The sequence below is a fragment of the Clostridium lacusfryxellense genome, assembly GCF_018861735.1.
Classification (GTDB): domain Bacteria; phylum Bacillota; class Clostridia; order Clostridiales; family Clostridiaceae; genus Clostridium_AD; species Clostridium_AD lacusfryxellense.
The window spans coordinates 91,506-112,991 of record NZ_JAHLEB010000010.1 but is presented as its reverse complement, the minus strand read 5'-3'; the positions used below and the strand labels follow the sequence as shown (position 1 = coordinate 112,991).

Below are 21,486 nucleotides of genomic sequence, written 5' to 3'. Positions count from 1 at the left end.
ATGAATTTGAGTTTTTTTATAAAAAACATAGTTTAATTAATTATTAATTTCGAATAAAGATGTGTATGTAATATAAATCAATATTGAAAGGATGAGTATTATGGAAGATTACAATAAAATGATAAATGACATAAAAAAACAAGAAGAGATAATACAATTCACTGAATTTACAAGTGAAACAGCTCTAGAAATAGGGATGCTGCTAATTGAGAAAGCAAGAAAAGAAAATTTGTTGTTAACTATTGATATAACAAAGTGTGGTCATCAATTATTTCATTATGCATTTGAGGGAACTACGCCAGATAATGATGATTGGATTGTTAGAAAAAATAGAGTTGTTAATAGATTTTGGACCAGTTCATTGTGTGTTGGTCTTAAATTAAAGCTAATAGATAAAACAATTGACGAAAAATATTTTATTTCTGATAAGGAATATAGCGCTCATGGAGGTGCATTCCCAATAATAATTAAAAATGTAGGCGTGGTTGGTACTATTACATCCTCAGGTGTTGACCAAATAACAGAGCATAATTTAATAGTTGGAGTATTAAAAGAGTTTTTACAAAAGTAATTGGATAAGGAAAGGTGAGTGTGTTTTGTTTGCAGAGGAAAGGCTAGAAAGAATTATTCGGTTATTAAATGAAAACCAAAAGGTAGTTGTGAAGGAGTTAAGCAAAAGGTTCGAGGTAACAGAAGATTGTATAAGAAAAGATCTAAAGAACTTGGAAAAACAAGGTATTATTAAAAGAACGTATGGAGGTGGTGTGTTAAGACGTCCGAATGCTCCATATAATGATGATATTTTAAGTAGAAACAATATTAATTTAGAGGGTAAGTTAAAAATTGCAGAAAAGGCTTTTGAACTTATAAAGTCAAGGGAAACAATTTTTTTGGACATATCATCTACAAACATATTAATTGCAGACAAGATAGCAAAAGGAAATAAAAAACTTGTTGTTATAACCAACATGATTGATATTATTAGAACATTTTCAAAGTGTGATCACGTAGAGGTAATAGGGACTGGCGGTATCTTTAATAAACAAGTAAATGGGTTCGTAGGTTCTACAACTATAGAAAGCATAGAAAGGTACAAGGTAAATAGGGCTTTTATAGGTAGCTGTGGAGTTAACATGTTTGATAAGAGTGTTACAACAACTGATATAGAAGATGGGAATACAAAAAAAGCTATTATTTGTGCAGGAAAAAAAGTTTACCTAGTCATGGAAAATAAGAAATTTTATTATGATGGAACATATAAGTTTGCTGATATTAATGACATAGATGCAATTATTGTAGATGAAATGCCAGATGAACAAATATGCAAAGAATTAGAGAAAATAAATGTAGAATTAATTTAAATAATATAGAACTAATTTATATAGTATAGAAGTAATTTATATAGTATAGAAGTAATTTAAATAGTAGAGAGGAAGTATGATAATATGAAAAAAATAAATTTTGCAATAATAGGATATGGTGGCATAGCCAAAACTCATGCATTAGGAGTATATGATGCTAATTTAAGGTTTTCACTCCCGTATTCACTAAATTTAAAATATATTGTAACTAGAAAGCCTATAGATTTCCCAATAAATGGAGTAAAGAATGTTACAGATATTGAAGAAGTTTTAAATGATGAAGAAATTGATTTTATAGATATATGTACGCCGAATGATTCTCATTTTGATATTGTAAAAAAAGCTGTGGAACATGGTAAAGCAATTTATTGTGAAAAACCATTAGCAACAAATATGAATGATGCTATGGAGATGGCAAAGCTTGTTAAGGAAAATAATATAATGAATTCTGTAGCTTTGGTATATAGATTTATGCCAGCCCTTACATTATTAAAAAGAGAACTAGAAGTTGAGACTATAGGCAAAATTATAGATTTCAAAGTGAGAACATATCATGATAGTTATTTGAATGAAAAGAAAAAAGATACTTGGAGAACTGGAAAAAATTCTGGTGGTGGAGCATTACTTGATTTAGGTGTACATTTAATTGACATGATACAATTTACTATGGGTGATATAAAAGAAGTAGAATCCAAAACTAGAATTTATTTTGAGGATAGATCAGAGGTTGATGAAATTGCCAACTGTGATTTCTTGTTAGTTGGTGGGGTTCGAGGAAGTCTTGAGGTTTCAAGGGTATTTACTGAAAGAGAACAAACTGATGATTATGTAGTTTATGGCAGTCACGGTAGCATAAAAATTAATTTCAATAATCCTTATGAAATTGAAGTATATAAATACGAAAGTAATTCAACTGAAATAAAAAATGTAGCAGCAGGAGATAGTTTATTAAAATATTATGCTGATAAAAGAAACTCCTTAGGTTATTTCCAAAACTGTCATACAGCTTCAATAATAAGTTTTGCTGATAAAATTTCTAATAATAAAAATTCTATTAATAATAGCGATGGAGTTGCAGCTGATTTTGAACAGGCATTAAAATGTCAAAGAATAATTGATAAAGTATACAATAAATAAAAATAAATTATCATATAAAAAAATGACTTGTCTTAATAGACAAGTCATTTTTCTAAAATCTCATTATTCATATTAAAAATTATCTTTCTAATGCTATCTTCCGACAGATTATAAGATTCTGTAAGTCTAGTAATTGTTGATCCGCTTTTATAAATTTTGTATATCTCCAAATTACGATTATGAATAAGTTTGCGAGTGCCATTATTTTCACCCCACCCTTTACGTATATTACCCTCTTTTGGAATATATATAATCTCTCCTTGAATATACTTTTGCAGCTCCTTTAAAAGTGCTGCTGGCAGTACGTCCTTCCCATTCTTGTAACACAATATAAAATTCCTCCTCTTTATTCTTTTTGTTATTTAATAAAGCTTTAGAACTTATCATTGAAACCACCTCCTTTAATAATTTTTATTTTTTTATAGAAAAATCCCGTGGATATAAAAACCATCCACGGGACTGTTAAAAATGACAATAAAAAAAACACGATAACTTCGTGCATTCTGCCAAAATTTAAATCCATTTTAACGTTTCAGATGACGGTTATTAATTGTATTTCGAAAGCACAGCAAATAAAGAGCAATATTCCCTAATTAAAATTTCATAGATAAACAAAAAACATTATTTATAAAATATAATACTGTCTTCGAATTTATTTAGTTATTGATAAAGCACCTCGAAAGTTACAACTAAAGTTATCATTTAACATCATCCTCCTTAATCTGAATTAATTTTTATAATTATTCTGATATTAATTTTGTTAATCATTTTAATAATTTATAAATTGAGTCAATTTAAGTTTAATAAAATGATATTATAACAAACAATTCAACTATATAATAAACCATCTTTTATGTCAATAAATACCTTGTATTGTAATGACATAGTGAAGGAGGCATGTGTTCCTCCCCCTTCCTATATCAAAAGCATATATTTTGGTGGACTTTTGACCTTTTTTAGGTCAAAAGCCACCCCCTAGTTAATATCAATATAATCATCTCCTTTCACTAGATTACCGGGTATTACCGGCTAATTACATTATTGCATATTGTGAATTATAATCTCAAGTTAAAGAATTATTATAATTGTTTTTTCCTAAATTATTTTAGTTAGGATGAAAATACTATGTATGCTTAAAAATATTAACATTTTATAGAGTGCTAAGCTTAAAACCCTAGGAAAAATTGCGTTTTTGTGATATATTTATTAGAATATAGGGAAAACTTACAAATAAGTTATAGTAAAAGGAAGGTCGCAAACATGGAAAATATAACCACTTCATCAAACTTTATAAAAAATATTGTTACGGAAGATATAGAAAGCGGAAAACACAAAGAAATTATTACAAGGTTTCCACCAGAGCCAAACGGATATTTGCACATTGGGCATGCAAAATCAATTATTTTAAACTTTGAATTAGCAGATCAATTTGGAGGCAAAACAAACTTGCGTTTTGATGATACTAATCCAGCAAAAGAAGACAAAGAATTTGTAGAATCTATTGAAGAAGACGTAAGATGGCTTGGCTACGAATGGGATGACTTATTTTTTGCATCGAACTATTTCGATGAAATGTATAAGCGTGCACTATTATTAATTAGAAAAGGTAAAGCTTATGTATGTGATTTGACAGCTGAGGAAATGAAAGAATACAGAGGTACTTTAAGAGAGCCAGGAAAAGTTAGCCCATATATAAATAGAACTGTTGAGGAAAATATAGACTTATTTGATCGCATGAGAAAAGGTGAATTTAAAGATGGAGGCAAGGTTTTAAGAGCTAAAATAGATATGAGTTCTCCTAATATTAATATGAGAGATCCAATTATTTATCGTATATCTCATGCAATTCATCATAATACAGGAGATAAATGGTGTATTTATCCTATGTATGATTATGCTCATCCAATTGAAGATGCAATTGAGGGGATTACCCATTCGATTTGTACACTTGAATTTGAAGACCATCGTCCACTATATGATTGGGTTGTAGACAATTGTGAAATGGAGAATAAGCCAAGACAAATCGAGTTCGCAAGATTAAACATAACTAATACTGTAATGAGCAAAAGAAATCTTAAGCAATTAGTAGATGATGCTGTTGTAGATGGTTGGGATGACCCACGTATGCCAACTGTAGCAGGGCTTAGGCGCCGTGGTTATACTCCAGAATCTATACGTAATTTTTGTAGAGAAATTGGAGTTGCTAAAGCTAACAGCACAGTAGATGGACAATTGCTTGAGCACTTTATAAGAGAAGATTTAAGCCCTAAAACGCTTAGAACAATGGCAATTTTAAAGCCATTAAAAGTTATAATTACGAATTATCCAGAGGCACAAGTTGAAATGCTTACTATTGAGAATAATCAAGATGATCCATCAATGGGAACCCGTCAAGTTTCATTCTCAAGAGAAATATATATAGAACAAGAAGATTTCATGGAAAATCCTCCAAAGAAATATTTCAGATTGTTCATAGGAAATGAAGTAAGACTCAAGGGTGCATACTTTATAAAATGTAATGAAATGATTAAAGATGAAGATGGAAATGTATGTGAAATTCATTGCACATACGATAAAGAAACTAAGAGTGGTAGTGGATTTACAGGAAGAAAAGTTAAAGGAACAATTCATTTTGTAGATGCAATAAATGCAGTGCCAGCTGAATTTAGATTATATGAACCTTTAATATTGGATGAGAAACAAGAAGAAGGCAAAACTTTCTTAGATCAAATAAATCCAGATTCAATAGAAATTTTACAAGGATTTATCGAACCAAATATGAAAGATTCGAAACCTCTTGATAAATTCCAATTTTTCAGACATGGGTATTTTAACGTGGATTCTAAATACACAACAGCTGATAAATTAGTCTTTAATAGAATAGCATCTTTAAAAAGCTCATTTAAAATTAAAAAATAAGTGATTTTAATATAAAGAATAAAATTTAAGAGCCATTACAAGATAATATCTTGTAATGGCTCTTGTTTATTCTCTTGACCTATTAGGATGACTTTCTCCAGTGTGACTTGCAATAAGAAGTGTAGTAAAATTTCACGTTTCAAGCTCATATTGCAAGTAATGCAGGAGAATTTATTTCTATAACAACTTAGTGTCTATTTCTTCTCTAATTCTTGTAATAAATGAATCTAGCGCAATTGCACCTTCATCAGCATTTTTACGACTTCTTACAGAAACTTCATTAAGTTCAGCTTCCTTTTCACCAACTATTAGTAGAAAAGGAGCTCTTTCATTACGAGCTTCACGAATTTTGTATCCGATCTTCTCTGCTCTATAGTCAGCTTCTACTCTAATTCCAGATTCCTTAAGTTTAGATACTACCTTTTGAGCATAATCATGATATTTCTCAGAAATAGGTAATACTTTAACTTGTAGTGGTGCAAGCCAAGTTGGGAAAGCACCAGCATATTTCTCTATAAGCATTGCAAGTGTTCTCTCGTAACAACCAATAGAAGTTCTATGGATAACATATGGAAGTTTTTTAGATCCATCTTTATCAATATAACTCATGTTAAATCTATCTGGTAGTTGGAAGTCAATTTGCACTGTAATTATAGTATCTTCCTTACCGTAAACATTTTTGAACTGTAGGTCAAGCTTAGGTCCGTAGAACGCAGCTTCACCAATAGCCTCTTTGTAGTCTATTTTAAGATCATCTAGGATTACTTTCATCTTAGCTTCAGTTAGTGCCCAAGCTTCAGGGTTATCAATATATTTTTCTTTATTATTTGGATCCCATTTTGAGAATCTGAAAGTGATATCATCTTCGATTCCTAGTGTTTTGAGCATATAGTGAATTAAATCTACAACACCTTTAAATTCGTCTTCTAATTGCTCAGCAGTAACAACTAAATGACCCTCTGAAATTGTGAACTGACGTACTCTTGTAAGTCCATGCATTTCACCTGATGATTCATTTCTAAATAATGTTGAAGTTTCTGCATATCTAATTGGAAGGTCACGATAACTTTTCTGGTCTGCATTATAAATTGTAAATTGGAATGGGCATGTCATAGGGCGTAATGCCATAACGTCCTCACCCTTAGATTCATCTCCAAGTACAAACATTCCATCTTTATAATGATCCCAATGGCCAGATACTTTATATAAGTCACTTTTAGCCATCAGTGGAGTTTTAGTTAATACATAACCTCTTTTTTCTTCCTCATCTTCAACAAAACGTTGTAATAACTGAATTACCTTTGCACCATTAGGCATAAGAAGAGGTAATCCTTGGCCTATCATTTCTGATGTAGTAAAGAATTTGAGTTCACGTCCAAGTTTGTTATGATCTCTTTTCTTAGCATCTTCCATTTTCTCGATATGAGCATCTAGGTCAGATTTCTTTGTAAAAGCTGTTCCATATATACGGCTAAGCATTTTGTTTTTCTCGTTACCTCTCCAATAAGCTCCTGCAACTTGAGTAAGTTTAAATGCTTTTATATATCTTGTAGACATTAAGTGTGGGCCTGCGCAAAGATCTGTAAATTCTCCCTGTTTGTAGAAAGATAAACTTGCATCTTTAGGTAAGTCTTCAATTAGTTGAACTTTGAAATTTTCATCTATTTTACCCATAAATTCAATAGCTTCAGATCTTGAGAGTTCAAATCTTTCTATTGGTAAATCTTCTTTTACAATTTTTTTCATCTCGGCTTCAATTTGTTTAATGTCCTCTGCAGAAAATGAATCTTGTTTATCAAAATCGTAATAGAACCCATCATCTATAGATGGTCCGATAGCAAGTTTTGCAGCAGGGAATAATCTTTTAACCGCTTGAGCTAATATATGACTAGCAGTATGTCTAAAGGCTTTTTTACCTTCCTCACTATCAAAAGTTAATATGCTAACATCACAATCCTCAGTTACAACATAACGTAAATCTACAGTTTTACCATTAATAGTTCCAGCACAAGCAACTCTTGCAAGTCCCTCACTAATATCTTTTGCAATTTCAAAAACAGATATTTCAGATTCATAAGACTTAATTGAACCATCTTTTAATTTAATATTTATCATGTATATCTCTCCTTTCGTAAATCTCACTAATTTAAAACTAAAATTATAAATACTTATAACTTTTATAAGTTGAAAATAAAAAAATCTCGTCCCAATTCTAGTTATAGAATTGGGACGAGATTATAAACTCCCGCGGTTCCACCCAAATTGTTTATTAAAAATATTAAAATATTTTTAATAAACCACTTAATAATTATAACGGAATTACCGGACCTTATTATAGTCACTCAGAGGTGGTCTTCGGCGATTAACATTTAGAATACTTCCAGCTAAGGTACTCTTTCTCTGTAAATGTGTCATGGCTTACTTTTCTCTTCATAGTATTAAACTATTATATTAACACTAATTATAACACTTCAAAAATAAATATGTCAAGTTTATAAATATGATACATATTAGTATATATAGAAATCATGAAAATACATGTAGAAAAATATAATGGTAGAAAATAAAAACAAAGATTAAATCAATAATAATTAATCTATATTTAAAAAAACTATTAATAAATATCGAAATAGTACGATAAATAAGGGTATGATACAAAAGTTAAACATGTGATGTACAATGGGGGGTTTCTACGTGTGGGTGTAAAAAAAGATGACTTAAACAAGATAACAAGAAAAAGATTAATAGATAAGGCGGATACGTTTAATACTGACTCATTAATTAAGGGTGATATTGAACTAAGAAAGATGCCATATAAAGTAACTATTTCATATGCAATAATTGGGGCACTTTGGGTTCTGTTTTCGGATGGAATTTTAAATATTATAGTTGACAATAAGTCGCTTATGGCCAAAATACAAGCAATTAAGGGATGTATATTTGTTCTTATATCATCTTTTATAATATATTTTTTAATTAATGAATTTAGTAAGAAAAGTAAGATATGGTCACGTAGGTTAAAGCAGAATTATCAAGAAATACAAGAAACCTATGAACAATTAAGAAATGTAGAAGGGGAATTAAGAGCGCAATTTAAGAAATTAAATGAAAAGCAGGTAATAATTGAAGAAAGCGAAGATAGATATAAATTAGCTTTAGAGGGTGCAAATGATGCTATTTGGGAAGTTGACCTTAAAACTAAAGAATTTTTTTCTTCCGATAAATTTAGTGATATTACAGGGTATGACATAAAGGCTATAACCTCAGCTGAATATTTAACAAATTTAATTGTTGAAGAGTATAGATATACTGCAATACTTGAATTTAATAATTACATTAGTGGAAAATCCTTATATTACAGAAGCAAGCTAAAAATTAAGGTTAATAGTGGTGGAGAAAAATGGGTTTTAGTTAGGGGCAAATGTCTAAGGAATAAAGAAGGAGTTGCAACTAAAATTTCAGGATCAGTTACCGACATATCAAGTCAAGTTGATTTTGAAGAAAAAATCAATAGATTAAAATATTATGATACATTAACAGATATACCTAATAGGAAATTTTTTATTGATTCCTTGAGAAATGAGATTTTTATCGCGAAGGGTACCAGTATTAAACACGCTATACTGTTAATTGATTTAGATAACTTTAAAGAAATCAACGATACTATTGGCCATGATTATGGTGATGAATTATTAAAAAAAGTTGCAATATTGTTTAAAGATTCTATAAGAGAAGGCGATCTTGTTTCAAGAGTGGGGGGAGACGAATTTTTTGTTTTAATGAGAAATGTTGAAGATTACTCAGAAATGAGCACATGTTGTGAAATATTACAAAGATTGTTGAATAATGAAATATTTATAGATGATAAGCACGTATATACTTCAGCAAGTATAGGTATAACAGTATTCCCAAATGATGGTGATCAAACTAGTATATTATTAAAAAATGCTGACACGGCAATGTACAGCGCAAAATGCAGTGGAAAAGCTAAATTTTCATTTTTTAATAAAAGCATGAGTGAAGTAGTTTTAAGGCGTGTTGAAATAGAAAAAGGATTAAGAGGCGCTATCAAAAACAATGAACTTGAAATTCATTATCAACCACAAATAGATATTATAAACAATAAAATAAAGGGATTTGAAGCACTCCTAAGATGGAACAGTTCCGAGCTCGGAACAATATGCCCAACAGAGTTCATACCAATAGCTGAGCAAAGCGGATTATTAATTCCTATGGGTGACTGGATTATAAAAACGGTGTTTCTACAAAATGATTTGTGGAAAAGCAAAGGGTATATATACGATACTATTGCAATAAATCTATCATCTGTTCAACTTGAAAATCATAGATTTGAAGACACCCTAAAAAGCCTTATAGCAGAAACAAAAATTGATCCTAATTTTGTGGAATTAGAGATTACGGAAAGTGTCTTAATGAAAGATTTTGATAACAATGTAAAATTACTTACAGGAATTAGGAACTTAGGAGTGAAAATTGCTTTAGATGACTTTGGAACAGGATATTCATCTCTAAGTTATTTAAAACAGTTACCTATAAACACATTAAAAATAGACAAGTCATTTATTGATAATATTGTTACCAATGAGAGAGAAAGAGCAATAGTAGACGGAATAATAAATCTTGCACAAAAAATTGACTTAACTGTTGTTGCAGAAGGTGCAGAAACTTTGGAACAAGTTAAAGTGCTTAAAAATATGGGATGTAATGAAATACAGGGCTATTATTTCAGTAAACCTCTTACTGCACATGAAATAGAAGAAAAATTTTTAAAACCCAATTGGATTAAGCCTTATAGCTGATGGGTGTATGAGGGGTAAAGGTTGGGGGACGGTTAACAACTAATGGAAACCTGGGTTTAAAAGATGGGGACGGTTAACAACTAATAAAATGATGGGGACGGTTAACAACAATTTATATAATTGCTGTTAACCGTTTTTGTGAAATCTATCGGTACGATATTATACTTATTTTTTAATTAAACTTTATGTAATGTTTTCCAAATAGAGAAAAATGGACAATCTTCATAAAAAATACATAAGTCTTTGGTATATTGAATGTATGAGTTAAAAATTATAAATAGTTTAAGGAGATGTAAAAATGAAGAAGGCCCTTAGAAATATCGTAATTGCGATGACATTGATTTTCACTTCAAATCTAACTGTATTAGCAGTTGGGGTTAATGGGGGATCACAACAGAAGAAGGATTCATTAACGAAAGTTCAAACAGGTAGAGAAGAAATTGAAACAAAAATAGAAGAATTTGATAATGAAATTCAAAAAAACATGGCTAAAACAAAAGAGAATAAAGTTAAGATAGTAGAAGCGGAAAAGGCTGCAGTAATTGCCGCCAAGGAGATTAAGCAGGTTGAAAAAGAGGCGGAAAAAGAACAGGTGTTATTTAATAGTAGGATAAGAACTATGTACATGAATGGATTTGATGGTTACACCAGTATAATACTTCAATCAGAAAGTTTTGGTGATTTCGTATCAAGAGTAGAGAACATAAAAACCGTTATAGCATTTGATAAAAAAATAGTAGATGGATTTGAAAATACTAAAAGAGAATTAAATGAAAAACAGAAAAATTTAAATATTACTAAGAAAAAATTACTAGTTTTGCAATCAGAAAATAAGCAGAAACTAGATAAAATAATTATAAGTAAAGAGTCACAAAACAAACTGCTATCTGAGTTAGGTGGCAACGGGTATCTTGCGGCTTCGCAGACGAGTAATACTAAGGTAAGCATAACAGGATCAGCATCGAGATATACACCTTCAAGAGGTTCAGCTGCAGTATCAGATAATGCTGTAATAGCATACGCTTCAAAATTTCTTGGAACACCATATTTGTGGGGAGGTACATCTCCTTCAGGTTTTGATTGTTCAGGATTTACGCAATACGTATATGCACATTTTGGAATATCATTAGGAAGAACCACATTTGATCAAATAAAAAATGGTGTACAAGTATCTAGAGGAAACCTTCAAACAGGAGATTTAGTCTTCTTTGGAACCTTCCAGGATCCTCATCACATGGGTATTTACGTAGGTAATAATACATATATACATGCACCTCGTACAGGAGATGTGCTTAAAGTTTCGCCTATGACTAGATCAGATTTTGTAACTGGAAGGCGCGTAAAATAGTAAGATTAAAGTTGAAAGAGTGGGGACGGTTAACAACTATTGATAACATAGCTTCAAAATAACAGGGACGGTTAACAATTAATCATATTAATTGTTAACCGTCCCTGTTTTTAAGAAATCAGAATCTTCATAAAAACTACATAAGTTTTTGATAGATTTGATTAGGAGCTATAATTTTTTAATTATCAGATTTTTTTGCATCCACGCCTACTAATACCTCTTTATCCACTTTAGCTATAGGGTGAACCTTGCATGTGTGGCATTTATCAATACATTTTTTTGTAGATATATTTATATTTGGATGAGATTCGGTTATCATAGTAGTGACAGCATTAGTCCATTGATTCTTTTTGCATAATTTTACTTTCATGGTATCAGCTCCTTTTCATGTTTATATATTATGCAGAAGTTTAGAAAAATATAATAATGAATATAATTTTTCAACTCCTATTGGAAGAAAATAATAATAAAAACATAGATATATCAAATTTAATGAGGTGGTATAAACATGGATAATATATTAATAATTGAAGATGAAGAGAAAGTCTCAGAAATACTAAAAGCATATCTTGAAAAAGAAGGATATTGTGTATATTGCACTACAAAGGGATTAGACGGAATTAAACTTTTCGATACTATTAAGTTTAGTTTAGTAATACTTGACCTAATGCTGCCAGATATATCGGGGGAAGAGGTGTGCAACGTGCTAAGAAAGATATCTGAAGTACATATCTTCATGCTTACAGCTAAAAGCACCTTAGAAGACAGAATAGAGGGTCTAAACCTTGGAGCAGATGAATATCTCGTCAAGCCTTTTAGTCCGAGAGAACTAACTGCAAGAGTAAATGCCTTATTTAGAAGGATTAATATAAATAAATCTGAAACGAAAGTTTATAATAATGGAGATTTAGAGATAAATTACGATAAAAGAACAGTTAAAATGCGTGGAGTAGAAATATATCTTACACCAAATGAATTCGATCTTGTACAGATTTTATCAGCAAGCAAGGGGAAAGTATTTACTAGAGAGCAGCTTATAGAAAGAATTATGGGGATAGATTTTCAAGGGTTTGATAGAACGATAGATGTACACATTAAAAATATACGTAAAAAGATAGAAGAGGATAGCAGAAATCCTAAATATATAATAACAGTAACCAGAATTGGTTATAAATTTGGTGGTGAGTAATTCATGCAAAGCATAAGAAAAAGATTAAGCATTATTTTGGTATGTACAGCTATACTAGCACTGTTCATATCCACCGTTTTAGTAAATATAGCTGTATCAAAAACTTTTAACAAGTACTTGGTAGAAATACAAGATAAGAGAAATACAAGAATAGTAAAATATCTAGAAGAGGTATATAAGAAAAATGCTAAGTGGTCAGGAAATTCAGGTATAGAAATTACGCATGAGGCTTATATGAGCAGCTACTGCCTTACTCTTAAGGATATTAATAAAAAAGTTGTTTGGGGAATGAATGCAAGTGACATAGTTCACAATAACAATGTACATATGAGTGGTAAAAATGAAGGTGTTTATACTTCAAGAACATTTGAAATCAGATCTAATGACAAAATTGTAGGTTATGTAGAAATAGGGCAATATGCTCCAGTGTTATTATCTGAAGAAGACGTAAATTTCAAAATCTCAATAAATAAGAGCATTATTATAAGTGTTGTACTATCTATTTTAATTACAATATTAATTAGTTTATTAATTTCAAAGCAATTTTCTACTCCGCTAAAGGAGGTTTCAAAAGTCTCGGTATACCTCTCAAACGGGAATTATAAGGAAAGGTCCCATGGCAGAAGTAGTATTTTAGAACTTGAGGATTTAAGAAATAGTATAAATTCACTAGGAGAAAAACTTCAGAATCAAGATCTGATTAGGAAAAGGTTAATATCAGACATATCTCATGAGGTTAGAACACCCCTTAATATTTTACAAAATAACTTTGAAGCTATGATTGACGGCATTTTTCCAGTGAACAATGAAAGATTGATATATCTTAACGAAGAGGTTATTAGGTTTGGAAAGCTTATAGACAATTTCAATGTATTAAAAGAAGTTGAAGGCGATGAGGCAGTTTTAAATATGGAGAAGATTTCATTAAATGATGTACTTTCGCCAGTGGTGAAAGAATTTGAATTAATAGCAGAGAATAAAGATATAAATATGACACTAGAATGCAGCTTGAGTAAACAATATAATATTTTAGCTGACAAAGATAAAATAAAACAGGTAATTATTAATTTACTATCAAATGCGGTTAAATTTACCCCTGCGAAAGGGAAAATTAGTATTACCATAGAAGAAATTCGTGATAAAATAGCATTAAAAATAGAAGATACAGGTATTGGGATAAGAGAAGAAGACCTACCGTATATATTCGAAAGACTCTATAGAGGAGATAAAAGTAGGCATGAGATAGAGGGCTCGGGAATAGGGCTAACTATTGTTAAGAATATACTAACACTTCATAATGCGAGTATAGAAGTGGAAAGTAAAGAAGGCAGCGGATGCGTTGTAACTGTAAAGTTTAAAAAGATATTGTAATTTTGGAATAAGTTAAGTTAAAGGGGACGGTTAACAATTAACAATTGTTAACCGTTTTCTAGTTGCAATAGAGTTTTATAAGTTTAGGAGGAGGATTAAATAGCTTTTGATTGTTAAGCCAATTAACAAAATGATATTTTAATGCTTGTCCAGTGTACGCTACAACAGAAAACTTTTTTTATAGGAGTATAATTAAAAAATAATATAAAACTTTAAATTAGTAAGAGTTAAAATATAAGATTATATATTGGTCGCAACTAAGCATAATATTCTATAAAATCACCAATAATATTTTCATAGTTTTTTTCTGTTCCAATCAATTCTATGCCAATAGTGCTCAGTCTAGATACTCTAGCCTGAGTTATGTTTCCAAGTATTATAGAAATATCACTTGCGTTAAAATTACAGAGGCTTCTCATTAGAACAACTGTTAATGCTTTTGCATGTACAAGCTTTCTACTATACTTCATATTAAGATGAAACTTTGATATATTCATTTTAGATGATATAAACTCTATGATATCATCTGCCTTAAAGTTTCGTACAAGTATTTTTCTGTCGCCATTATATTGTGATTTTTCATCGTCAAATTCAATTTCTTCTTTCAACTTTTCTTCGTTACACCTAAAAACGAGGTCATAGTAATCCTTTCGCGCACTTTTGACGTTACTTCCAAATAAACTCATAACAAATCTAAAATCCACTAATTTGAAAAGATCGCGTCTTTTGCCTAAAAATGTTGATAGACTAGAAAAAGTATATTTTTCAGGACAATTTCTGTATTCAACTATGGCTGTGGGGTTATTATGTATATATAGTGACAAAGTTTTCAAATACGTTTCATTAGCAACTATTATACTTTTGAATCTATCTCTAAAAAGATGACCTTGTCTCTCATGTCTTTTATTAAAATACATTGCATAGGAAAAATTTATTCCATGCATTACTTTTGATATATCTGATCCATTGGCATCAATTATTAAATGTAAATGGTTATTCATTAGACAATACCCGTAAAGTTTAAAATTATAAAGGGTTTTATATTTTTTAATAAAATATATATACTTTTTCTTGTCATCATCATCCTTGAATAAATTTACCTCAGTGATGCTTTTACACATAATATGATATATAGATTCTTCACTTTTGAGTCTAAATGTTCTTGGCATAGAGTCTCTTCCCTCCTCATAAACTTTTATTAAGAGTATTCCCTATGGCGTGGCATGATATTCTTCATTTCGCCCTTTAAAGCAATTAATTTCATTAATTGTTAACCGTCCCCAATATTTATATTTATAAGTGGAAAATTTAGATTTATCAGTATATTTTAAATTTAATAACAAATTTCAACGAAAATTAAGGTATAATGTAAGATAAAAGAACAATTTACCAGTAATAAGTTTTATTTACATAAGAATGACATAAAAATGACATCTAAAAGGTGTATTATTAATAATAATGAGATAATTACGGTAATAATTAATGATTATCAGTTTCTTCAGAGAATAGTGGGGGAGATGTGTAGATGGAAAGTAATAATATTGTCACTGTGCTAGCAATAATGGTATTTTTTGCAACGGTGAGTGTAAGCAAACAGCAGGTAGTAGCTGGTGATAGTGTTGTAGTCAACTATATATCCACTATATCTACTAATAATAAAAACAATAATTATGGAATATCTAAAGAAATATCTAAAAGTGCCTATTCATTAGAATATATGCAAACCAAAGCAATTGAAAATCTACAAGAACAAGAGCAATCTCGATTGGATACTTTAGAAAAAAAGATTAGAACGTTTGTAAAGAGTGATATCAATAAATTTGGTATGGTTTACTATGACATAAACTCTAAGCAAACTATTGAAATAAATGCGGACAAGCAATTTCTAGCAGCGAGTACTGTAAAAGTACCTATAAATATGCTTATGTATGATATGGTTCAGGAAAAAAAGATCGATATAAATGAAAAATTAGTATTTGAAAAAGTCGATTTTGAAGATGGTGCAGGAATACTTCAAGGTATGGATTTAACTAAACCTATTGCAATAAAGACCTTAAGTGACTACTCAATAAAGTATTCCGATAATATAGCTATAAATATGCTTTTAAGAAAAGTAGGCAGCGAAAGTAGATATAAGTACATTGAGAAAATTGTGGGACATCCAATAATTCACGATGGAAATAACATTACACCAAAAGATTCCTTTAAAATACTAGAAAGATTATATTTAAACCCTCAGAATAATAAATATTATGCTGATATGATTAAAACCATGGAAAACACAGAATGCCATGACAGAATAGACAAATACATTCCAAAGGAAATTGTAGCTCATAAGATGGGTAACTTCAATGATACTGTAAATGATACAGCGATTGTATATAAGGATAACCCATATATTCTCGTTGTTTTTACAAATGGAATTGTAGAGGCAAATGAGGTTATTGGACAAGTATCTAAGATAATATATGATGATCAAAAATAAAGAGAAAAGCAAAGGGACGGTTAACAACTAATTATTGCAATAATTAGTTGTTAACCGTCCCCCGTCTTTATCCCATCTTTATCAAACATTTTTAGCTACAACTTTAGTCAAAAAATTGTTAACCGTCCCCCATCTTCGATCCCTAATCTTTACCACTCCCCAAAAATAACAAAGACCTCATTTCAACAAACTTGATGAATTTGTTAAAATAGAGGTCTTTGTTTGAGGAAAAGTACATTGAATAAAAGTACATTGTTTAGCAAGGAGCAAGGAGCAAGAGGGTTTATTGATTTAAAATAATAAATCAATAAAAAGATCCCATTAATGAGTTCAAAAGGATATATAGATAATGGTTATTTAACAGTCATTAAAAATAATCACTAACTTAATTGTATCCAAGGAGGAATTCCTTCTGGGGTGTCATTAATGCATCTTAATATATCTTATGAACAAAAGACAAAATTGTTACAAGGTTTAGTCTTAATTGTAAAAATTATCCTCAATTTCACATTTGATATTTAATTAGTCATTAAAGTAATGTATAATGTTATCAAATCATAATTATTAGGAAAGGCGTGATTTAAGATGACTTATAAAAAGAAATACGAAGAATGGTTAAATAACGAATACTTTGATAAGGCAACAAGAGAGGAATTAAAATCAATATCTAACGATACGAAAGAAATTCAAGATAGATTTTACATGGATTTAGAATTTGGAACTGCTGGGCTTAGAGGTAAACTCGGTGCCGGACTTAACAGAATGAATTTATATATTATATCAAGAGCAACTCAAGGGCTCGCAGATTATATTAAAGATTACGGCAAGGAATATATGGACAGGGGCGTAGCGATAGCTTACGACTGTAGACATTTCTCAGAAGAATTTGCAGCAAGAGCAGCGCAAGTACTAGCGGCAAATGGAATAAAGGCTTATTTATTTGAAGAATTAAGACCCACTCCAGAATTATCATACGCAGTAAGAACTTTACATACTGCTTCAGGAATTGTGGTAACTGCTAGTCATAACCCTCGCGAATACAACGGATATAAAGTGTATTGGGAAGATGGAGCTCAAATTTTATCACCTGTAGCAAAAGGCATAACTGAGAAAATCCAAAATATTACAGACTTTAGCCTAATAAAAGTTATGGATATGAATGAAGCTAGGGAAAAGGGATTAATAGTAATGCTAGGAAAAGCTATGGATGATGAGTACACGGAGAAAGTATTAGGACTAGCGATAAGAGATAACATAGATAAAGATATAAAAATTGTATATACTCCTCTAAATGGAACGGGAAACATGCCTGTAAGAAGAGTTTTAAAAGAAAGAGGATTTACTAATATAATTGTAGTTCCAGAGCAAGAAAAACCAGATCCAGATTTTACAACAGTGGGATACCCAAATCCTGAGGACGTAAAAGCATTTAAATATGCCCAGGAACTTGGCAAAAAAGAAGGCGCAGAATTACTAATAGCTACTGATCCAGATTGTGATAGACTTGCAATAATGGTTAAGGGTGAGAAGGATGAATATGTTGCTTTTAATGGTAATCAAACTGGAGCAATACTCATAAAATATGTTATTGAGGGAATGAAGGAAAAAGGAACGCTTCCTACCAACGCAGCTATTGTAAAATCATTAGTAACAGGCGATCTAGGAAGAGCTATAGCTAAGAAATATGGAGTAGAAACATTTGAAGTTCTTACAGGATTTAAAAATATTTGTGGCAAAATACATGACTTCAAAAAAGACAATAGTTTCGAATTTATATTTGGATATGAAGAAAGCATTGGTTATGTTGCCGGAACTTTCGTTAGAGACAAAGATGCAGTAATAGCTTCAATGCTTTTATGTGAAGCAGCGGCATATTATAAGTCAAAAGGTAAAACATTAATAAATATACTAGATGAAATTTATGAAGAGTTTGGATATTATAGAGAAAACTTAATATCCTTGGTTTTAGAAGGTATAGAAGGACAAGAAAGAATTTCTAGAATGATGATAGAATATAGAAAAGATTATCTAAAAACAATTGGCAGTGCAAAGCTTACTAAGTTTATTGATTATGAGACAGAAATATCATATGACATAGCTAGTGGTAAAGAAGAACCTAGTGGAATAGAAAAATCCAATGTACTTAAATTCTATTTTGATGATGGCAGTTGGTATGCTGTAAGGCCTTCAGGTACAGAGCCGAAAATTAAAATATACATGTATTCTAAGGGAGAAACTTTAGAACTTGGAGAACAAAAATTAGTAGAAATGAAAGATGTAATAATAGAAAAACTTCAAAGCACAAAATAGACAAATTTAAAAATATATACTAAAGGGATTCATGTAATGCTACAACATAACAATTAGCATTATGTGAATCCCTAATATGTTATTCACCCTCTATGGTAATATAAAAAAATTACTAGGATAGATATAACTTGTAATAGAGTAGTTGAAATATTAGTGAAGGGAGAATAAATTATGAATAAAAAAAATACAAAAATAATTATGATTGTTATTTCAATTTTAGTTATAGTAGGGTGCATTTTATTAGTGTTTTCTACCCGAGAACCCAAATCGAAAATTGGTTATGTTGGTAATAACTATGGTATGTCTTTTGATGCGTCTTTTAAGTACTTTAACGGTACAGAAAGTAGAAAGGTAAAATATGATGCAGGCGAAAATGCGAAAATTACCTACACAATTATTGCGAAAAAAGGTAAATTAGAGATGAATGTAAAGGATCAGAAAGGAAACGAAGTTAAGAGAGTGTCTGTTGGCTCAGGAGAAGTAGCATTTACCGTGACTGAGACTCAAGTGTATACTATCAATGTGGTTGCTACAAAAGCTAAGGGAAAATTTTATATTAAATGGCGCAGATAAAATGAGTGAAATAGTAACCATTGTGGGTCCTAAACTAACTAATGTTTAGGATTAGCAGATACTATTTCTATAGCTCTTACAAGAGCAGATGTAACATCAACTGCTTCCTGTTTGTTAATTTCAGATAATAAAATCGTGTAGAGTTCACCTTGCTCAGAAACGGTATATTTTGCTGATAAAGAGTTCAACGCCAAAGCCTTAATATCTAATTTGCATTTTTCACATTTACAAATATTATCATAATCATTTAACATCATATTTAATCGATTACTTACTTCAGTTTCAGAAAAATTCTTCAAGGTATACATTATAATCCTCCTTGCTAATTACTAATTACTAATTGCTAAATGACATATTATATAAATAGTAAGATAAACGTTAAAATATACATTGATAAGCAGAATTATTAATATTTACAAAGAAGTATAATAATAAATTAAACTGGGGGCTAGTATGGTAAGCTTTGTAAAGGGAGCACCAGAGGATTTTGAGGACATTTTAGACTTTGGAAATTATGTGTTTAGTATAGATTTTAAAGAGTTATTACCTAAGGTATATAACGCAAAGATAGACACCGCAACTAATCATCTTCTAGTAAAAGAAAATGATAAAATTAAAGCGATGGTAGGGTGTTTTCCACTAGAGCTTAATGTGCTAGATATAACTTTAAAAGTTAAGGGAATAGGCACTGTATCAGTTCATCCATACTCGCGTAATAAAGGATATATGATAGAACTTATGAACAAAACAGTTAATGAAATGAAGGAAGAATCTATAGATTTTGCAATATTAGGTGGACAAAGACAACGATACGAATACTTTGGATTTACGCCTACAGGTAGTCAGGTTATTTTTGAAATAAATAGAGTTAACCTTAAGCATAATAAAATGTCTTATGATAATAATATATCCCTCTCGACATTTGACGAGTTATCGGAAGATGAATTAAAGAGGATTTATAGCTTGTTTAATAAACAGCAGGTACATTGTACAAGAGATTTAATTAGTTTTGTTGATATATGCAAAAGTTGGAAGAGCAACCCTCTAGGAATATATAATCGGGACAAGCTTTTAGGCTACGTCATCTTATCAGAAAACTTTGATAAGGTGATTGAGATATACCTTGAAGATTATGAGATTTTAGGAAATGTCTTATCAAATATAATAAGTGAGTTTAATAAAGATAAGATAGATGTAGTCGTAGCGATGTTTAGACAAGAACCTATTGGTTATTTGGCAAGTATATGTGAATCATATAAAATTCAGCCTATTACATGCCTTAATATATTTAATTATAAAAATTTTATCAAGGCATTTTTAAATTTAAAGTCTAAATATGAGGTATTAGTAGAGGGACAGTTAATAATCGAAATATTAAATAGAGACAAAATTATTATTAAAGTTGGAAATGATATAACTGTTGAGGACACGCAACTTTCTGCTGATATTAAAATGTCACATTTAGAAGCTATGAATTTTTTATGTTCTTCACTAAGAACGTTTAATCATGAACACTCACTTGTGAGTGAACAATCACTTGTGAGTGAACAATCACGCAAGAATAGTCTTATAAAATCTTGGTTTCCGTTACCTTTTTTCTTCCCTGAAATAGATAATGTGTAATTAGTTAAAGGGGGTGACCATCATATGATTTTTTATCATACGACGAGTCACCCCCTTTTAAAAACAAACATTCATACAATAGAGTATTAAAACATTCCACCGGAAACGCCCATATGGTTAGTACTACTTTTACAATGCAACTTATATTTTAAATTTCTGAACTAATCCATTGAACTTTTGTGCTTTCCGCAGAGAGCTGTGAATTTTGTGCCAAAATTTGTACGGCGTTACTTACTTGATTTACTGTGGCTTCTATCTCCTCTGACATTGATGCAATTTCATCTGACATAGAGCTTACAAATTCTCCATTAGAATATTTGTAATTAAATGTTAATATATAAGGAAATCAT

18 protein-coding genes and 1 other annotated feature are annotated in these 21,486 nt (G+C 30.4%); of the genes, 12 read left to right on the top strand and 6 right to left on the bottom strand.

Annotated elements, in window-relative coordinates:
• The first annotated feature begins 100 nt into the window (after nt 1–100).
• The 3 genes from KPL55_RS08210 (at nt 101) to KPL55_RS08200 (ending at nt 2,498) form a co-directional block, all read left to right on the top strand.
• Nucleotides 101–571, top strand: coding sequence for a heme-degrading domain-containing protein (locus KPL55_RS08210; RefSeq protein WP_216306233.1), 471 nt, complete (start codon nt 101–103; stop codon nt 569–571).
• Between the two features lie 25 nt (nt 572–596).
• The gene (locus tag KPL55_RS08205; protein ID WP_216306232.1) at nt 597–1,361 is read left to right on the top strand and encodes a DeoR/GlpR family DNA-binding transcription regulator; all 765 of its coding nucleotides are present in this window, start codon (nt 597–599) and stop codon (nt 1,359–1,361) included.
• An 84-nt stretch (nt 1,362–1,445) separates the two neighbouring features.
• A complete protein-coding gene (locus KPL55_RS08200) occupies nt 1,446–2,498 on the top strand; it encodes a Gfo/Idh/MocA family protein (RefSeq protein WP_216306231.1) in 1,053 nt (350 codons plus the stop codon).
• 44 nt (nt 2,499–2,542) lie between these two features.
• Here KPL55_RS08200 and KPL55_RS08195 read toward each other — a convergent pair whose 3' ends face one another.
• Nucleotides 2,543–2,827, bottom strand: a complete 285-nt coding sequence (locus tag KPL55_RS08195) for a CD3324 family protein (RefSeq protein ID WP_216306230.1) — start codon at nt 2,825–2,827, stop codon at nt 2,543–2,545.
• A 931-nt stretch (nt 2,828–3,758) separates the two neighbouring features.
• Between KPL55_RS08195 and KPL55_RS08190 the strand changes: the two genes are divergently transcribed.
• Entirely contained in the window at nt 3,759–5,417 is a 1,659-nt protein-coding gene (locus tag KPL55_RS08190; protein WP_216306229.1) for a glutamine--tRNA ligase/YqeY domain fusion protein, read from the top strand.
• A gap of 177 nt (nt 5,418–5,594) precedes the next feature.
• Here the strand turns inward: KPL55_RS08190 and thrS are convergent, their stop codons facing one another.
• Nucleotides 5,595–7,532, bottom strand: a complete 1,938-nt coding sequence (thrS, locus tag KPL55_RS08185) for a threonine--tRNA ligase (RefSeq protein WP_216306228.1) — start codon at nt 7,530–7,532, stop codon at nt 5,595–5,597.
• 107 nt (nt 7,533–7,639) lie between these two features.
• Nucleotides 7,640–7,860 (bottom strand) — a binding site (T-box leader).
• A gap of 253 nt (nt 7,861–8,113) precedes the next feature.
• Here thrS and KPL55_RS08180 point away from each other — a divergent pair.
• Both KPL55_RS08180 and KPL55_RS08175 read left to right on the top strand, forming a co-directional pair.
• The gene (locus KPL55_RS08180; protein WP_216306227.1) at nt 8,114–10,237 is read left to right on the top strand and encodes a sensor domain-containing protein; all 2,124 of its coding nucleotides are present in this window, start codon (nt 8,114–8,116) and stop codon (nt 10,235–10,237) included.
• Between the two features lie 298 nt (nt 10,238–10,535).
• Nucleotides 10,536–11,585: a C40 family peptidase gene (locus KPL55_RS08175; protein ID WP_216306226.1), complete on the top strand. Its 1,050-nt coding sequence runs from the start codon at nt 10,536–10,538 to the stop codon at nt 11,583–11,585.
• Between the two features lie 178 nt (nt 11,586–11,763).
• Here KPL55_RS08175 and KPL55_RS08170 read toward each other — a convergent pair whose 3' ends face one another.
• Nucleotides 11,764–11,955, bottom strand: a complete 192-nt coding sequence (locus tag KPL55_RS08170; RefSeq protein ID WP_216306225.1) for a DUF1450 domain-containing protein — start codon at nt 11,953–11,955, stop codon at nt 11,764–11,766.
• Between the two features lie 138 nt (nt 11,956–12,093).
• On the opposite strand from KPL55_RS08170, the gene KPL55_RS08165 reads away from it, so the two are divergent.
• Nucleotides 12,094–12,774: a response regulator transcription factor gene (locus KPL55_RS08165; protein ID WP_216306224.1), complete on the top strand. Its 681-nt coding sequence runs from the start codon at nt 12,094–12,096 to the stop codon at nt 12,772–12,774.
• A 3-nt stretch (nt 12,775–12,777) separates the two neighbouring features.
• Complete coding sequence (locus KPL55_RS08160; RefSeq protein WP_216306223.1) at nt 12,778–14,145, top strand: sensor histidine kinase; 1,368 nt, start codon at nt 12,778–12,780, stop codon at nt 14,143–14,145.
• Nucleotides 14,146–14,402: 257 nt separating this feature from the next.
• On the opposite strand, the gene KPL55_RS08155 is transcribed toward KPL55_RS08160, so the two are convergent.
• Nucleotides 14,403–15,314 (bottom strand): transposase, encoded by a 912-nt coding sequence (locus KPL55_RS08155; RefSeq protein ID WP_216306222.1) that lies wholly within the window; start codon nt 15,312–15,314, stop codon nt 14,403–14,405.
• A 356-nt stretch (nt 15,315–15,670) separates the two neighbouring features.
• Here KPL55_RS08155 and KPL55_RS08150 point away from each other — a divergent pair, with 356 nt between their 5' ends.
• The 3 genes from KPL55_RS08150 to KPL55_RS08140 all read left to right on the top strand — a co-directional run bounded on the left by KPL55_RS08150 (nt 15,671) and on the right by KPL55_RS08140 (nt 19,513).
• Nucleotides 15,671–16,630, top strand: a complete 960-nt coding sequence (locus tag KPL55_RS08150; RefSeq protein ID WP_216306221.1) for a serine hydrolase — start codon at nt 15,671–15,673, stop codon at nt 16,628–16,630.
• A 585-nt stretch (nt 16,631–17,215) separates the two neighbouring features.
• Nucleotides 17,216–18,940 (top strand): phospho-sugar mutase, encoded by a 1,725-nt coding sequence (locus tag KPL55_RS08145; protein ID WP_216306220.1) that lies wholly within the window; start codon nt 17,216–17,218, stop codon nt 18,938–18,940.
• 198 nt (nt 18,941–19,138) lie between these two features.
• The gene (locus KPL55_RS08140; protein ID WP_216306219.1) at nt 19,139–19,513 is read left to right on the top strand and encodes a T9SS type B sorting domain-containing protein; all 375 of its coding nucleotides are present in this window, start codon (nt 19,139–19,141) and stop codon (nt 19,511–19,513) included.
• Between the two features lie 38 nt (nt 19,514–19,551).
• Here the strand turns inward: KPL55_RS08140 and KPL55_RS08135 are convergent, their stop codons facing one another.
• Nucleotides 19,552–19,821, bottom strand: a complete 270-nt coding sequence (locus tag KPL55_RS08135) for a late competence development ComFB family protein (RefSeq protein WP_216306218.1) — start codon at nt 19,819–19,821, stop codon at nt 19,552–19,554.
• Between the two features lie 145 nt (nt 19,822–19,966).
• Between KPL55_RS08135 and KPL55_RS08130 the strand changes: the two genes are divergently transcribed.
• Entirely contained in the window at nt 19,967–21,136 is a 1,170-nt protein-coding gene (locus KPL55_RS08130) for a GNAT family N-acetyltransferase (protein ID WP_216306217.1), read from the top strand.
• Nucleotides 21,137–21,284: 148 nt separating this feature from the next.
• Here KPL55_RS08130 and KPL55_RS08125 read toward each other — a convergent pair whose 3' ends face one another.
• On the bottom strand, nt 21,285–21,425 hold the full coding sequence (locus KPL55_RS08125; RefSeq protein ID WP_216306216.1) for a hypothetical protein: 141 nt from the start codon (nt 21,423–21,425) through the stop codon (nt 21,285–21,287).
• Nucleotides 21,426–21,486: the final 61 nt, after the last annotated feature.